General features: G+C 63.5%; 15 protein-coding genes. 8 read left to right on the forward strand and 7 right to left on the reverse strand.

The window, feature by feature from the left end:
- Window positions 1-26: 26 nt before the first annotated feature.
- From TM49_RS21300 to TM49_RS21310, 3 genes are all read right to left on the reverse strand, one after another.
- Window positions 27-1,430 carry a hypothetical protein gene (locus TM49_RS21300; RefSeq protein ID WP_144409640.1) on the reverse strand — a complete coding sequence of 468 codons (1,404 nt, stop codon included), beginning with the start codon at window positions 1,428-1,430 and terminating at the stop codon, window positions 27-29.
- A gap of 16 nt (window positions 1,431-1,446) precedes the next feature.
- Window positions 1,447-2,661 (reverse strand): efflux RND transporter periplasmic adaptor subunit, encoded by a 1,215-nt coding sequence (locus TM49_RS21305; RefSeq protein ID WP_158498673.1) that lies wholly within the window; start codon window positions 2,659-2,661, stop codon window positions 1,447-1,449.
- A gap of 449 nt (window positions 2,662-3,110) precedes the next feature.
- Entirely contained in the window at window positions 3,111-3,755 is a 645-nt protein-coding gene (locus tag TM49_RS21310; protein ID WP_045684187.1) for a histidine phosphotransferase family protein, read from the reverse strand.
- 207 nt (window positions 3,756-3,962) lie between these two features.
- On the opposite strand from TM49_RS21310, the gene TM49_RS21315 reads away from it, so the two are divergent.
- Both TM49_RS21315 and TM49_RS21320 read left to right on the forward strand, forming a co-directional pair.
- The gene (locus tag TM49_RS21315; RefSeq protein WP_045685641.1) at window positions 3,963-4,553 is read left to right on the forward strand and encodes a DUF1134 domain-containing protein; all 591 of its coding nucleotides are present in this window, start codon (window positions 3,963-3,965) and stop codon (window positions 4,551-4,553) included.
- Window positions 4,554-4,566: 13 nt separating this feature from the next.
- Window positions 4,567-4,824, forward strand: a complete 258-nt coding sequence (locus TM49_RS21320) for a hypothetical protein (protein WP_045684189.1) — start codon at window positions 4,567-4,569, stop codon at window positions 4,822-4,824.
- A gap of 4 nt (window positions 4,825-4,828) precedes the next feature.
- Here the strand turns inward: TM49_RS21320 and TM49_RS21325 are convergent, their stop codons facing one another.
- On the reverse strand, window positions 4,829-5,659 hold the full coding sequence (locus TM49_RS21325) for a TrmH family RNA methyltransferase (protein ID WP_045684190.1): 831 nt from the start codon (window positions 5,657-5,659) through the stop codon (window positions 4,829-4,831).
- Window positions 5,660-5,662: 3 nt separating this feature from the next.
- Window positions 5,663-6,052 (reverse strand): hypothetical protein, encoded by a 390-nt coding sequence (locus tag TM49_RS21330; protein ID WP_045684192.1) that lies wholly within the window; start codon window positions 6,050-6,052, stop codon window positions 5,663-5,665.
- 62 nt (window positions 6,053-6,114) lie between these two features.
- Between TM49_RS21330 and TM49_RS21335 the strand changes: the two genes are divergently transcribed.
- Together TM49_RS21335 and rpoH are read left to right on the forward strand one after the other, a co-directional pair.
- Window positions 6,115-7,140: an RluA family pseudouridine synthase gene (locus TM49_RS21335; RefSeq protein ID WP_045684194.1), complete on the forward strand. Its 1,026-nt coding sequence runs from the start codon at window positions 6,115-6,117 to the stop codon at window positions 7,138-7,140.
- 183 nt (window positions 7,141-7,323) lie between these two features.
- The gene (rpoH, locus tag TM49_RS21340) at window positions 7,324-8,235 is read left to right on the forward strand and encodes an RNA polymerase sigma factor RpoH (protein ID WP_045685642.1); all 912 of its coding nucleotides are present in this window, start codon (window positions 7,324-7,326) and stop codon (window positions 8,233-8,235) included.
- Window positions 8,236-8,313: 78 nt separating this feature from the next.
- On the opposite strand, the gene TM49_RS21345 is transcribed toward rpoH, so the two are convergent.
- Window positions 8,314-8,916, reverse strand: coding sequence for a YceI family protein (locus TM49_RS21345; RefSeq protein ID WP_045684196.1), 603 nt, complete (start codon window positions 8,914-8,916; stop codon window positions 8,314-8,316).
- Window positions 8,917-9,021: 105 nt separating this feature from the next.
- The gene (locus tag TM49_RS21350; RefSeq protein WP_045684198.1) at window positions 9,022-9,729 is read right to left on the reverse strand and encodes a hemerythrin domain-containing protein; all 708 of its coding nucleotides are present in this window, start codon (window positions 9,727-9,729) and stop codon (window positions 9,022-9,024) included.
- Between the two features lie 158 nt (window positions 9,730-9,887).
- On the opposite strand from TM49_RS21350, the gene TM49_RS21355 reads away from it, so the two are divergent.
- The 4 genes from TM49_RS21355 (at window position 9,888) to TM49_RS21370 (ending at window position 13,414) form a co-directional block, all read left to right on the forward strand.
- Window positions 9,888-10,364 (forward strand): hypothetical protein, encoded by a 477-nt coding sequence (locus TM49_RS21355; RefSeq protein ID WP_045684200.1) that lies wholly within the window; start codon window positions 9,888-9,890, stop codon window positions 10,362-10,364.
- The gene (locus TM49_RS21360; protein ID WP_045684202.1) at window positions 10,361-11,692 is read left to right on the forward strand and encodes a GAF domain-containing protein; all 1,332 of its coding nucleotides are present in this window, start codon (window positions 10,361-10,363) and stop codon (window positions 11,690-11,692) included. The genes TM49_RS21355 and TM49_RS21360 overlap by 4 nt, the downstream gene beginning before the upstream one ends.
- A gap of 94 nt (window positions 11,693-11,786) precedes the next feature.
- Window positions 11,787-12,485: a 5-oxoprolinase subunit PxpB gene (gene pxpB, locus TM49_RS21365; protein ID WP_082074844.1), complete on the forward strand. Its 699-nt coding sequence runs from the start codon at window positions 11,787-11,789 to the stop codon at window positions 12,483-12,485.
- Window positions 12,482-13,414 (forward strand): 5-oxoprolinase subunit C family protein, encoded by a 933-nt coding sequence (locus TM49_RS21370; RefSeq protein WP_045684206.1) that lies wholly within the window; start codon window positions 12,482-12,484, stop codon window positions 13,412-13,414. The genes pxpB and TM49_RS21370 overlap by 4 nt, the downstream gene beginning before the upstream one ends.
- Window positions 13,415-13,459: the final 45 nt, after the last annotated feature.

Genomic DNA, 13,459 nt, shown 5'->3' on the forward strand with positions numbered 1-13,459 from the left:
CCGCGAGGCGCCGTTTTTTTTGTGCCCTACCCGGCGTTGGCGACAGTCGCGGGGGACGCGGCCGGCGCATCGTCGTGAAGCCCCTCGGGCATATCCACCTTCTTTTCGCTCAAGGGCGCGCAGAGGAGCCGCAACCGGCCCTTCAGCGTATCGATCTTGTACTCGGCCTTGGCCACGGCCTCACGCGCCTTGCTGAGATCGATATCGGCGGCACAGCGCTCGATCTCGTCGGCGTTTCCGAGTGTCGTCTCGGCCTTGGCAAGGGCAGAACTGGCTGCGGCAAGTTCGCTTTCCGCCTCGGCGATCTCGAGATTGAGCGAATCGAAGTCACTCATGAAGCTCCGGCGGTTGTCGCGCGCCGTCAGGATCGTCTCGAGCAGGGTCAGCCGTGCCTGCTGCGTCAGCCGCAGCGCATCGCCCTGGTCGATGACCGGCAGAACGTAGGAAACGAGAAACTGCAGATTGAAGCCGCCGGTCTGGGTCATGAAGCTCGGGATCGAGGTGGTGAGGCGGGTAAACCGCGACTGCCGGGCGAGATCAAGCTGGGCCGATGCTTCCTGGACCAGCAGTTCCTCGAGTTTCTTGCGGCCCGAGCTTGCAAAGCAGACATCCGCATCGTCAGTCGAAACCGGCGGATAGTGGCCGAGCGCCGAAAGAACGGAAACACCCGGAGAAACCGCATAACCGCCCTCGGCAAGCCCGGCGAGACCGAGCAATTCATCGCGCTTGGAGGCGACCGAGCGCGACACAGCCATCGCCTCGCGCTTCGCCGCCGCGATCTGCTCGCGCAGGGCATCCAGCTCGGACGGGCTTGAATTGCCAAGCGCCACCTCGACCTCCATGTCGTTGGCGCTGCATTTCAGCCCGTCCTGCTTGAGAGCCACCTCCTGGCGCTTGAAGTCGAGCGCCGTGTATTCATTGTAGGTGTCGACGAGGTTGTCGGTCGCGGTGCGCTGGGCGATCTGGTACTGCACCGGAATAAGCTCGCCGGCGACCTTCACCTTGCTGCGGTCGAGCCGCAAGAGCGCCCGTGAGACGTCCCAGTTGACGCCGAGAACGATATTGGAGACGGCGGTCATCTCGCCATCGTCGCCGTTATAGGTCGAAATACGCCGCGCTTCGGTGGAGATGCGCGGATAGCGGTCGGACTTCACGTCGTCGAGATCGAGCACCGCGCGAGCGCGGCTCATGCGGGCGCGCAGGAAATCCTTGCCGCGGGCGTTCGCGTTGGTGAGCAAGGCATCGGGCCCGAGCGCCTTGCCGTCGGCCGGCGGTTCGGGCGGCGGGGTCTCGAGTTCCTGCTGCATCACATCGATGCGGTCGACGGTCTCCTTCAGCTGCGGCGAGGCGCAGCCGGCAAGTGCGACGGCGCCGAGCATGGCAAGCCCGACCGGCGCGCCGAGCCGGCGCGATGGTATCGAAACTCTCACTGAATGATGCCAATGCCTATTCAAGAACCAGATCACCCGGCTTCAGGCCGGACAATACGCGGACGTAATCCTCGTCCACATCGCCGAGCTTGACCTCGATAAGCTTCGCGCCGTTGCCTTCCAGCTTGCGGACGAAGGAGTGATCATCCTGGATCAGGACGGCCGAAACGGGGACTGCGGGCGCCTCCTCGGCCTGCGGTTTGGTGAAGTGGCAGGTTGCGTCGGTGTTGATCAGTGCCGGGCCCTGGGGATCGCTGAAGGCAACCTCGACCTCGGTGGTATACTCGCCCCTTTCGCGCTCCTCCGGCCGTTCCACGGATCGGATTGCAGAAATGCTGGCCTTGCGCGGGGCACCGTCGGCATTGGGTACGACAGCGACATCGGCGGCGCGCACGAGGCGCATATCCTGATTGCCGAACTGGACCCTGGCACCAAGCGTGTGCGGGTCGACCAGGAGAGCCAGCCGCTCTCCTTCCGAGACAGTCAGCTTGCCGTCGGCCGCAGATGAGGTTTCGACATCGACGAGACGGCCGCTGGCGGTCGCCCGGACCGTCGCACTCGAAAGCTTCTCGGATGCCTCCGTCAGGGCGTTCTTGCGCTTTTCGAGGTCGTTGCCCAGGCGGATCTCGTCGAGTGCGGCCTCGCGACGCTGCGAATCATGCTGGCGTTCGGCCGTCTTCAGCGCATTGTCGGCAGCGTCGAGATCGCGTTGGGCCTCCTGGAAGCGGCCAAGCGCAAGCCGGCCCTGCCCGTAGAGCCGTTTCATTTCGGCAACCTGGGCGGCGAGATGGTCGCGCTTGGCGGCTTTATCGTCTTCGTCGATACTCTGAATGGCGTGCGTGTTTTCGCGGTAAGGACCGGTCTTGTAGGCGAGCTGCGCCGTCAGGTAATCAACATCGAGCTGGATCTCGTCGGCGCGACGCTGCAGTGCATCAGTATCATATTGCGCGAGTATGTCGCCTGCCGTAACCTGCTGGCCGCTCTGCGCCTCGACGCGCAACCGGCCCGAAATAGGCGCCACAACGGCCACGGGACGGCCATAGCCGATCTTGCAATTGCGGACGATCTCCTCGACGAAGGGCTTCATTTCGACGGGGACCTTGCGCACCGGCGCCGCGGGATCGGCAACCGCGATCCACATCGGCTCATCCGGTTCGGCAAGCGCGATGGAAGGCGCGGCGATGGCCGCAATCAGGGTTGAAACACAGGTGGGTATGTCGCGTCGCATCATACCGGAAACTCCCTCGATGACTTCAAGCATGCCGGCTAGCGTCTGGATCAGACATGCTAAAAACGTATTCCTGCCTCACACCTGCATCGCGAAAACGGGTGTTTCGCAAGATCAGATGCGCGTCTCGTCAGGTGGGATTCTCTATTTTCATTGTTCCTCGGGAAACGCACGCTACCGGAAAAGGTTTCGAACAACCCGAGGTTCCGTTGCCCTGTCTAAGCGTCAAGCTTGGCGAAATTTGGATTCCGCAATTTTTTGCGACGCAAAATCGAGCACGGAGCCTATATCGCTCCTATAGCGCAGCAGCCGAAATTCCTGAACCGATTTCCAATCACAATGACGTTGAACGCCGTTCTCCTCGGCGCGGGCGTGCTCGAAAGGACACACCAACAGACCGCCGCGGCCATTGCAGGTCGCGGACGGTCGAAGACTTTGTCGGGAAGCCCAGATCAGGTAGCGGGCTTTGCCTCGAACACGACCTCGCCCTCATTGACCACGAACTGGACGCTCATACCGGATTCTTCGGCGAGGAGAGCCGTATAATAGGGCTGCACATTGTGGGAGGTGATCGGGTCTTCCATCACGCCGCCATAGATGCGGGCAAAATCGGCCGGCATCTGGACGTATCCGCCGCGGGCGCGGATGATGAAGGCGAAGATATCGCCGGCGGATTCAAGACCGACATCGATCGTGCCGCCGCGCGGAATGGTGGTCTGGGCAATCAGGAACAGGTTGAGCAGCAACTTGACCCGGTCCTTCGGCGCATTGACGCGCGGACCGACCCAGTTGAGCGTGGTGCGCTTGCCGAGTGCCACGAGATCGCGCACGGCCGTTTCCGCCTCGCCGGTGTCGAGCGGTGAGTTGAGCGTGCCGGAGGCACCGAAGGCGAGCCGCGCGAACTTCAGGTGCGTTGCGGCCGAATGCGTGCTCTGGCGGATAAGGTTCACCGCCTCCTCGTCCATGCCGCCCTCGTCCAGCAGTTCGACGCCGTTTCCGGCTGCACCGATCGGATTGACCACATCATGGCAGATGCGGCTGGCGAGAAGGGCTGCAAGCTCGCCGCCGCTCAGTGTCAGATTGGGATTTTTGACCATCTCGCTTTTCCTTCCGCTCCGGCAGGCCGGCACATTCAATGCGGCCGCCCCTGTCTTTGGCCAAGGGCTTTATCCGCTTTCACAGAAAAACACCACATTTGGTAAATCCATTGTTAAGAGGTCACCGTCACAATGGAGTCCAAGTCCACGCTTGTCAGATTCTTCGGAATTGGCAAAGCCCGAGAGAGCAACAGGAATGGAACCGCCATGTTCGCCAGAACAAACCTTCGCTCGGCATCGGCCGCACTGATCGCCCTCCTGATGATGGCACTTTTCGTGCTGCCTGCCCGCGCGCAGACCCAGACGACACAAAGCAGCAACTTCTCCGCCGATGAGATCGTCACCGCCGGCAACACCTTCTTCGGTGAGGCAAGCTCCGGCCTCGCCCAGGCCCTTCAGAACGCGTTTTCGAAATACGGCCTGCCGAACGGCTATATTCTCGGCACGGAAGGCTCCGGCGCCTTTATCGCCGGCCTGACCTATGGCGAAGGCGTGCTCAACACCAAGAATGCGGGCTCGCATCAGGTGTTCTGGCAGGGGCCCTCGCTCGGCATCGATTATGGCGGCGACGGTTCGCGGGTGATGATGCTCGTCTATAACCTCCCGACGGTGCAGGACCTCTATCACCGCTACGGCGGGGTCGCGGGCTCCGCCTACCTCATCGCCGGCTTCTCGATGCAGGTCTACAAGAACCAGAATGTCATCCTCGTGCCGGTGCGCACGGGCGTCGGCGCCCGGCTTGGCGTCAATGTCGGCTACCTGAAGCTGACCTCCAAGCCGACCTGGAACCCCTTCTGAGGCGGAAACGGCAATGGCGGGCGAGGCAATGAAACGCGCTATCGAGGAGCGCTACGCCGTGCTCTGCGCACGCGTGGAGGCGGCCGCCGGCTCCGATGCGAAGGACGACGCCTTGCGCGAGGATTTTGCCGAGCTTGCCGCCATGATGATCGCCTATGCCCATGAGACCGGCGAGAAGGAAGCGCTCGATGCAGCCCTGTCGCTGTCGTCGGCGCGTGCGAGCGACAGGCTCAGCCTCGCCGAGCGCGCTCGCCGCCTGATCGACGACTAAAAAATCAGGCGATACGCCCCTTCAAAAGTGCAAGCTGATAGAGCGCGATACCCGCGGCGGTGGAGACGTTGAGACTGTCGAGGCCCGGCGACTGCGGGATGCGCACAGGCCGGAAGCTCTTCAGGATATCCGCCGGCAGCCCCTCGCCTTCCGTTCCGAGCACCAGCGCCGTGCGCCGCGCCCTTTCGACCGCGTGGAGCGGCACCTCGCCCGATGGCGAGAGCGTCACCACCTGGAAGCCGGCGCCGGCAAGCTCGGCGAGAATATCCCGAGCCTCTCCTTGCCGGCTCCACGGCATCTTCAGCACCGAGCCCACCGAAACACGCAAAGCCTTCCGGTAGAGCGGATCACAGGAGGTGGAATCCAGCAGGACAGCATCGGCGCCGAAGGCGGTGGCATTACGGAAAATGCCGCCGGCATTGTCGTGATTGGAAAGGCCGATGGCGACGGCCACCAGCGCATCGTCCGGCAACCGGGCGATCAGCTCGGCCGTGGTCGGCTGCCGGCCGATCCGTCCGAGCGCCAGCACGCCGCGATGCATGTCGAAGCCGGCAATTCGGTTCATCACCTCGGAACGACACGTGAAGACGGGAACGTCATCGGGAAAGGTTTCCAGAATATCGGCGACCCCGGCAAGCCGGTTTTCGAGCACCAGAATACGGTCTGCCGAAAACGGCCCGCCAGCGCGATGGGCCTCGGCCAACACCCGCAACACCACGGTTCCCTCGGCGATGAACAGCCCGCGCCGCCCGACAAGGTCCTTCTCGCGGATGGCGCTGAAAGGCGCAATGCGCTCGTCATCGGCATCGGTGATTTCGGTGACGGCCCGCACCATGCCTCAGTCGAAACGGATTTCGACGTCGGCGGCCATACGGCCGGAATTCAGGTCGTAAAGATACATCGTCTGCTCGCCGTTTTCCTTCTGGCCATAGATCAGCGCCTGGCCGTCGCCATAGCTGATATTGGCAATCTGGAAGCCGCGCGGCAACGTCGCCGTCAGCGCTCGCGGCGCATCGGCGGGCACGACGACACCGGACGATGTCGCCACCTGCGCCGCGTCGTCGCGGCCCATCACCTTGTAGATGATGGCGCCGAAAACGGCCATCAGCGACACGATCATGATCAGCGCGGAAATGACCTGAAGCCGCAGCATGCGCCGGCGGACCAGCTCGACAGCGGGGTCGAGCGGTTCGTCTTCTTCATGCTCTTCGATGCGATCTCTCGACATTGGCATTGCCCCGCGGCCCGGTTTCGCTTAACAAGCGCCAGTTCAAACCCTGGCGATTTCAGATGACAGACGACCCCTTTAACCAAACAAACGGCGAGAGAAAAGACTTTCTCGTTCCGGAAGGGACGAAAGAGCGCCTTGACGCCTTCGTCTCCCGGCAGATGGGCGACGATTTCTCGCGCACGCGGGTTAAGGCGCTGATCACCGAGGGTGTCGTCACCGTGGACGGCAGGACGGTGACCGAGGCAAGCCGCAAGGTAAAGGGCGGAGAGACGATATCGCTCGTCATTCCCGAAGCCGAAGAGGCCGAGCCAGAGGGCGAGGATATTCCCCTCGACATCCTCTATGAGGACGACGACATCATCGTCATCAACAAGCCGGCGGGCCTCGTCGTTCATCCGGGCGCCGGCAACTGGACCGGCACGCTCGTCAACGCACTCATCTATCATTGCGGCGACACGCTTTCCGGCATCGGCGGCGTAAAGCGTCCCGGCATCGTTCACCGCCTCGACAAGGACACGACCGGTGTGATGATCGTTGCCAAGAACGACATCGCCCATCGCGGTCTCGCCGCCCAGTTCGCCGATCACGGCCGCACCGGACCGCTGGAGCGCGCCTACAAGGCGCTGATCTGGGGCCGGCCGCGCATGCTGCAGGGAACGATCGACGCGCCGCTCGGTCGCGCATCCGACCGCATCCGCCGCGCAGTCAAATCCGAAGACAGCGCCGATGCCGATTTTGCGATCACGCATTATGTCATCACCCGCCGCTTCGGCGAGAAACCGGATGGCACGGCGCTCGCAAGCCTTGCCGAATGCCGGCTCGAGACCGGCCGCACCCACCAGATCCGCGTCCACATGGCTCATATCGGCCACCCGCTGATCGGCGACCAGATGTATGGTGCCGGCTTCAAGACCAAGGCAAACCTGCTGGAAGAACCGGCACGCTCGCTGTTCCGCGACTTTCCGCGTCAGGCGCTGCATGCGGCGCTGCTTGCCATCGAGCACCCGGTCACGGGCGAAGCAATGCGCTTCGAGGCACCGCTTCCGGCCGATATGGAAGCGCTCTGTGCAGCGCTGGAAGCGTAAGCGAACAACATCCTTCCAGTAAATGGATAGTTTGTAATGTTGCGATCTTGAAAAGGCCGCTTTTAAACCCCAAATCAGGGCTTCCCTTCACGACATTGGCTTGATGGTTTGCGGGGTCGGAACCCTGAGCCATAGCCATGTGTTTTTTCTTCGAAGGGGTCACGAAACAAGGGGGTGAAAGCCTTGGCCAATACTCTACCCAGCATTCGCGCCGGAGAAAACGGTCTTAACCGTTACCTCGAGGAAATCCGCAAATTCCCCATGCTGGAACCGCAGGAAGAGTACATGCTCGCCAGGCGGTATCAGGATCACGAAGATCGCGGCGCCGCCCACAAGCTGGTGACCAGCCATCTACGCCTCGTCGCTAAGATTGCCATGGGCTATCGCGGCTACGGCCTGCCGATTGGCGAAGTGGTCTCGGAAGGCAATGTCGGCCTGATGCAGGCCGTGAAGAAGTTCGACCCTGAAAGGGGTTTCCGCCTCGCGACCTACGCCATGTGGTGGATCAAGGCCTCGATCCAGGAGTATATCCTGCGCTCGTGGTCGCTCGTGAAGATGGGCACTACTGCCAACCAGAAGCGCCTGTTCTTCAACCTGCGCCGCCTGAAGGGCCGCATCCAGGCCATCGATGACGGCGATCTGAAGCCGGAACAGGTGACCGAGATTGCCACCAAGCTGAATGTCAGCGAGGAGGAAGTGGTCTCGATGAACCGCCGCCTGTCGGGCGACGCCTCGCTGAACGCACCGATCCGCGCCACCGAGGGTGAATCCGGCCAGTGGCAGGACTGGCTTGTCGACGACAACGACAACCAGGAGGAAATCCTGGTCAATCAGGACGAGCTCGAAACCCGTCGCGAAATGCTGTCTTCGGCACTCGATGTGCTGAACGACCGCGAAAAGCGGATCTTCCTCGCGCGTCGTCTCTCCGAAGACCCGGAAACGCTGGAATCGCTCTCCGCCGAGTTCAACATCTCGCGCGAGCGAGTCCGCCAGATCGAGGTCCGCGCCTTCGAGAAGGTTCAGGACGCCGTGCAGAAACAGGTCGCCGACGCCGCCCGTGCGGTGCGTGCCGTTCGCGACAACGCGGACGCATAGTCCGCGCCATAGCTGACGATATGTTTGAAACCCGCCGGTCGCCCCGGCGGGTTTTTGCTTATTTTGGCGGCAGAGACCTCACTGCGCGCCCTGCGGCTTGAACTCGCTTTCGATCAGCACGTCCACCGCATCGCTGATAGCCGGGACCGCGAAGGTGAAACCCCAATCGGAGCGGTTGATCGCCATGGTTCCGGAAAAGCCGAGCGTGGCAACCTTGGTCATCGGATGACTGGCCAGCGAGCCGTTGAACGTCACGTCGATGACGGCCGGATGGGTCTCGCCGCGCATCGTCAGCGCACCATAGACCTTGCCGGTATCATCGCCGTCGACCTCGATCCGTTCAGAGGCGAAGCGGATCGGCGTGCCGGCGAGGAAGTCCGCAGCGGTGCCGATCTTGCCGTCGAAATCCTCGACCTCGGGAAAGGGAAAATCGGTCCGGACCGAGGCCGGATCGATGGTGACGAACAGCATCGACTGCTCCGGCGCCTCCGGCTTCCAGTCGAGTTCGGCCGCGATCTTGGTGAACCGCGCGGTATAATGCGACATGCCGAAGTGGCCGACGCGCCAGGTGACGCTGGTGTGGGCCGGATCGGACACATAGGCGCCGCCCGGCGCCATCTCCTCAGCCGCGACTGCCGGCGCGACGAGAAGCAGGGTGAGAAGGAAGACGGGTCGAAACATGGGTGATGACCTCTTTGCTGGTTTTGGGAAAGGTTGGGCAGGTGCCGGCGCGCCGTTTCGGGCAATTCGCGCAGCCGCCTGCCACCGTGGGCTTGGGCCGGCCTCTCATGCGGCGAGGCCGATATCGTTGGAAAGAGCGGCGAATTCAGCGGGCGCGAGCACCGGCCGGATAGCAAACCCGATCACCGCATCGAATACGGGCCGCGGCATCGAGCGGAACATGCCGCCGACCATTGCCCGTCGCTCGGCCGGCGCCATCGCCGGCACCATGATGCGGGTGAAGGCCATGTTTTCTTCCGGCGACATCGAGCCGATGATCCGCATCTCCATGTCGAGGAGTTCGGCATCGGTGAAATGCTGCCACAGAAGCGGCATCACCACCGTTTCCTCCTCGTGCATATGGGCGAAATCGTCGGCCACATACGCAGCGAAGGCGAGATAAAGGGCGCGACCCGCCTCGAGGCGGGCCGGCCCCTCGGCATTTTCGACGCGGTCCGCCAGGGCGTCGAATGCCAGGAAGGCGGCGCGATGATCGTCGTGCTGTTCGTCGATGAGGTCGGTCGGAAGCGACAGCGAGCGCAGCGCGATATGCACCGTCGCATCCTCATGGACGACGTGGGCGGCGGCGAGGCCGAGCAGTCGGCGGAATTCGTCGAGAAGCGCGTCCGTCTGTTGCGCATCCGCGAAATCGGCCGTGCCGACGGCGGCGAGCATGTTGCACTGGGCGCGGCGCAGCCCCTTGTGGACGGCGCCGTAAAAGTCATAGCGGCCGGCAAGAGCGGGCACGCGGGTCATGTTTTCTATATGCGTCATTTTCGTCTCCGTGAGGCGTGCCGCCGGCGGGCTGCCGGGGCCGTGGAGATGCGAATAAACCCATACGTTGCAGGCCGCTTCCTAAATGCATGCTAAACGGATTGCCGAAATCCTAAAACTTTACTATCGCCATGGGAGGTGCATCGGGAAAACGGGTGATGCTGGACGAGGATGTTGCAGGATTTATCGGTGGCAAGGTTCTGATGATCGCCGCCACGCGCGACGAGCGGCTGAAGGCCCATGTCGGGCGTGGCTGCGGCGCGCGCTTCGATGAGGCTGCCGGCGACGTTGTGCTGCTCGCCTCTTCCACCCAATGGCCCGCTTTCGCGCACTATGCCGAACCCGGCGCGCCGATTGCGGCAACCTTTGTCGATCCTGAAAGCTACCGCGCCTATCAGGTCAAGGGCCGGATCAACCGCGTCGCGCCCTCCAGTCCCGCCGAATGTACCCGCGCCCGCGACTATATCAACACCATGCTCGCCCGCATGGCCGAGCTTGGCGTGAGCCGGCTGCAGCTTTCGAGCGTGTTTGCCGATGACACGCTGATCACCATCCGCTTCTGGCCGGCCGATCTCTACCTGCAGACGCCCGGGCCCGGGGCCGGCTCGCCGATCCGTTCGGGGGAGCGCCGATGATCCCGCTCGAGAGCATTCGAGACGCCTTCGAAGGGATCATGCCCTCGATCATCGCCACGACCGATCCGAGCGGCATCCCCAACCTCTCCTACCTGTCGCATGTCTATTACGTCGACCGGAACCATGTGGCGCTCTCCAACCAGTTCTTTTCCAAGACGGCCGCCAATGTCCGCGCCACCGGCCGGGCGACGCTGATCGTCATCGATGGCCGCACCGGGCTTCAGCACGTTCTCGACCTCGTCTTCGAGACATCACAGGAGAGCGGGCCGGTGTTCGATCACGTCGACGCCCATCTCGACGTGATGGCGGCACTGCAGGACAAGTCCGGCATGCTGAAGCTGAAGGCCGTTGACATCTACCGCGTGCTCGACTGCCGGCGCATCGATCCCGTCGCGCCGCTGGACGTGCCTGATCCCGATATTCCGCCGCCGCCCGATCACCTGCCGCGCCTTGCCGCTCTCGTCCGCGCCATCGAAGCCAGCGAGGATACCGAGCGCATGCTTGATGTCAGCCTCGAAATGCTGGAGAGCGAGTTCGGCTTCCGTCACACGCTGATCATGATCGCCGATGGCGACAAGCTGACGACGATCGCGAGCCGCGGCTACCCGCATTACGGTTTCGGCGCCGAGATCTCTGTAGGCGATGGCATTATCGGTGTGGCTGCGGAGCGTGCCCGCACCATCCGCATCTCTGACATGCGCCGCAGCCAGCGCTACGTTTCGGCGGTTGCAGCTGCAACAGGCACAGCTGAAGATCCAATACCGATGCCGCTCCTGGAACAGCCGCAGACGCAGATGGCGGTGCCGCTCACCTTCCGATCCCGCGTCATCGGGGTGCTGTTTGCCGAATCGGAGACGAGCTTTTCCTTCTCCCACGAAGACGAGACCGCGCTCCAGATCGTCGGTGGCCATATCGCCGCAGGGCTGGTGCTTGCGGAGCTTTCGGGCACCGATGGCGAGGCGACCGCAGCGGCGCCGGGCGCGCCCGACGAAAGCGGCACGGCGACCTTTCGCATGACCTATTACGAGCGCGACGGCAGCGTCTTCATTGACGATGCCTATGTGATCCGCGGCGTGCCGGGCCGCCTCCTCCATTATTTCCTGAAGCGCACGGCTGAGACCGGCAGGCTAGAATTCACCAATCGCGAAATCCGCCGCGACCGCTCCCTGCTTTTGCCGGACGTGAAGGACAACCTCGAGACCCGCCTCATCCTGCTGCGCCGCCGGCTCGATGAACGCGGCGGTCCGGTACATCTCGAGCGCCCCGCCCGCGGCGTCATCCGCCTTGTTCTTCACGGAAGCTTCACCATCGAGACAATGGCTGAATAAACCCTGTCGACCGAATGTATGGCAGGGCTTCCGTGTTACAGGGGAAGTCTGCTAGGACCGGCCAACAAAGTTCATGGCAGAAGGAAGCGCGGATATGGTCAGGATCAGTCCGGCCGGAGACAGCGCTGTTACGGTCGAATTCGCCGACGGGATTGATGATGCGATCAACCGCGACGTGATCGCGCTCGACCGCTCGCTGGCGGAGACGCCGATACCGGGAGTGCGCGAGACCATTCCCTCATATCGTTCGCTCCTCGTATTCTACGACCCCGCCCGCATCAGGGGCGCCTCCCTGACCGAGAGACTGGCGGCGCGTGCCCAAACCCTGAAGCCGGAAGAGACGCCGGCGCGCCGCTTTTGCGTGCCCGTCTGCTACGACGGGCCCGATATGGACGAACTTGCGGCCCTGAAGGCGATGACGCCCGCCGCACTCGCAGCCGCCCATGCCGAAGGGCACTACCGGGTGCACATGATCGGCTTTGCACCGGGATTTGCCTATCTTGGCGGCCTGCCGGAGCAGCTTGCGACGCCGCGGCTCGACGTGCCGCGCCAATTAGTCGAGGCCAGCTCCGTCGGGATCGGCGGCGCCCAGGCCTGCATCACGTCGCTGCCGGGGCCCAGCGGCTGGCGCTATATCGGCCGCACACCGCTCACCCTGTTCGATGCCGGACGGAAGGAGCCCGCCTTCTTTCGGGCCGGAGACCTTATCAGCTTCTTTGCCGTCACCGCCGATGACCACGCGGCGCTTGCGCGCCGAGCGGCGGCGGGCGAGATGATCGCGGAGGCACTATGACCACGCTCGAAGTGCTCCGTCCTGGCCTCGCCGTCTCGGTCCAGTCGCGCCCGCGCTATGGCTATCTCGCCGCCGGCGTGTCGCCATCGGGCGCCATGGACGAGGCCGCGTTCCGCATCGCCAAGGCGCTTGTCGGCAATGGCGAGGATGCCGCCGCGCTGGAATTTGCCCAGTTCGGCGGCAGCTACCGCGTCGATCGGCCGACCCTGATCGCCGTCACCGGCGGCGCTGTCGAGATCCGCATCGACGGCGAGCGCATTCCGGCCTGGGAAAGCCGCGTGCTGCCCGCAGGGGTCACGCTTGAAGTCGGCAGCATGCGCGGCGCGGTCTGGGGCTACATCGCCTTTTCGGGCGGCATCGACGTGCCGGAGGTAATGGGATCTCGCTCGACGCATCTGCGCACCGGCATCGGCGGCTTCCAGGGCCGCACTCTTGCCGCCGGCGACCGGCTTTCCCTTGGCGAGGCGCCAACTCCGGCACCCCGTCGGCTCGCTGGCCTGTTCCGGCAACCGCGCGGCCCGATTCGGGTCATTGCCGGCCCGCAAGCCGCTTATTTCGACAGCCGGGCGTGGGCCTCGTTTCTGGGCGAAGACTACACCGTATCGCGCAAGCGCGACCGCATGGCGTCCCTGTTGGACGGACCGTGGCTCACCGCATGTCGCGGCCACGACATCGTCTCGGACGGCACGCCGGCCGGCTCGATCCAGGTTCCAGGCTCCGGCCAGCCGATGGTGCTGACCGCAGAACGGCAGACGACCGGCGGCTACCCGAAGATCGCCACCGTGATCTCGGCCGACCTCGCCCGGCTGGCCCAGATGCCGAGTGGCGTGCCGTTCCGTTTCCGCTCCATCGACAGGGACGAGGCCGAGGATATCCTGATTGCCGATGCTCGACGAATGTCGGAGACAATTGACGCAATTGTGCGTTGACTGTCGCGCGCCGTCATGGCCAATGGAACGGAATGTAACGAACAA

The organism is Martelella endophytica (genome assembly GCF_000960975.1).
Taxonomy (GTDB): Bacteria; Pseudomonadota; Alphaproteobacteria; order Rhizobiales; family Rhizobiaceae; genus Martelella; species Martelella endophytica.

Bases quoted from the DNA above. Each gene is read 5' to 3' on its own strand.
- TM49_RS21305 (WP_158498673.1), bottom strand. From the start codon at position 2,661: ATGATGCGACGCGACATACCCACCTGTGTTTCAACCCTGATTGCGGCC.
- TM49_RS21310 (WP_045684187.1), bottom strand. From the start codon at position 3,755: ATGGTCAAAAATCCCAATCTGACACTGAGCGGCGGCGAGCTTGCAGCC.
- TM49_RS21315 (WP_045685641.1), top strand. From the start codon at position 3,963: ATGTTCGCCAGAACAAACCTTCGCTCGGCATCGGCCGCACTGATCGCC.
- TM49_RS21320 (WP_045684189.1), top strand. From the start codon at position 4,567: ATGGCGGGCGAGGCAATGAAACGCGCTATCGAGGAGCGCTACGCCGTG.
- TM49_RS21325 (WP_045684190.1), bottom strand. From the start codon at position 5,659: ATGGTGCGGGCCGTCACCGAAATCACCGATGCCGATGACGAGCGCATT.
- TM49_RS21330 (WP_045684192.1), bottom strand. From the start codon at position 6,052: ATGTCGAGAGATCGCATCGAAGAGCATGAAGAAGACGAACCGCTCGAC.
- TM49_RS21335 (WP_045684194.1), top strand. From the start codon at position 6,115: ATGACAGACGACCCCTTTAACCAAACAAACGGCGAGAGAAAAGACTTT.
- TM49_RS21345 (WP_045684196.1), bottom strand. From the start codon at position 8,916: ATGTTTCGACCCGTCTTCCTTCTCACCCTGCTTCTCGTCGCGCCGGCA.
- TM49_RS21350 (WP_045684198.1), bottom strand. From the start codon at position 9,729: ATGACGCATATAGAAAACATGACCCGCGTGCCCGCTCTTGCCGGCCGC.
- TM49_RS21355 (WP_045684200.1), top strand. From the start codon at position 9,888: ATGCTGGACGAGGATGTTGCAGGATTTATCGGTGGCAAGGTTCTGATG.
- TM49_RS21360 (WP_045684202.1), top strand. From the start codon at position 10,361: ATGATCCCGCTCGAGAGCATTCGAGACGCCTTCGAAGGGATCATGCCC.
- pxpB (WP_082074844.1), top strand. From the start codon at position 11,787: ATGGTCAGGATCAGTCCGGCCGGAGACAGCGCTGTTACGGTCGAATTC.
- TM49_RS21370 (WP_045684206.1), top strand. From the start codon at position 12,482: ATGACCACGCTCGAAGTGCTCCGTCCTGGCCTCGCCGTCTCGGTCCAG.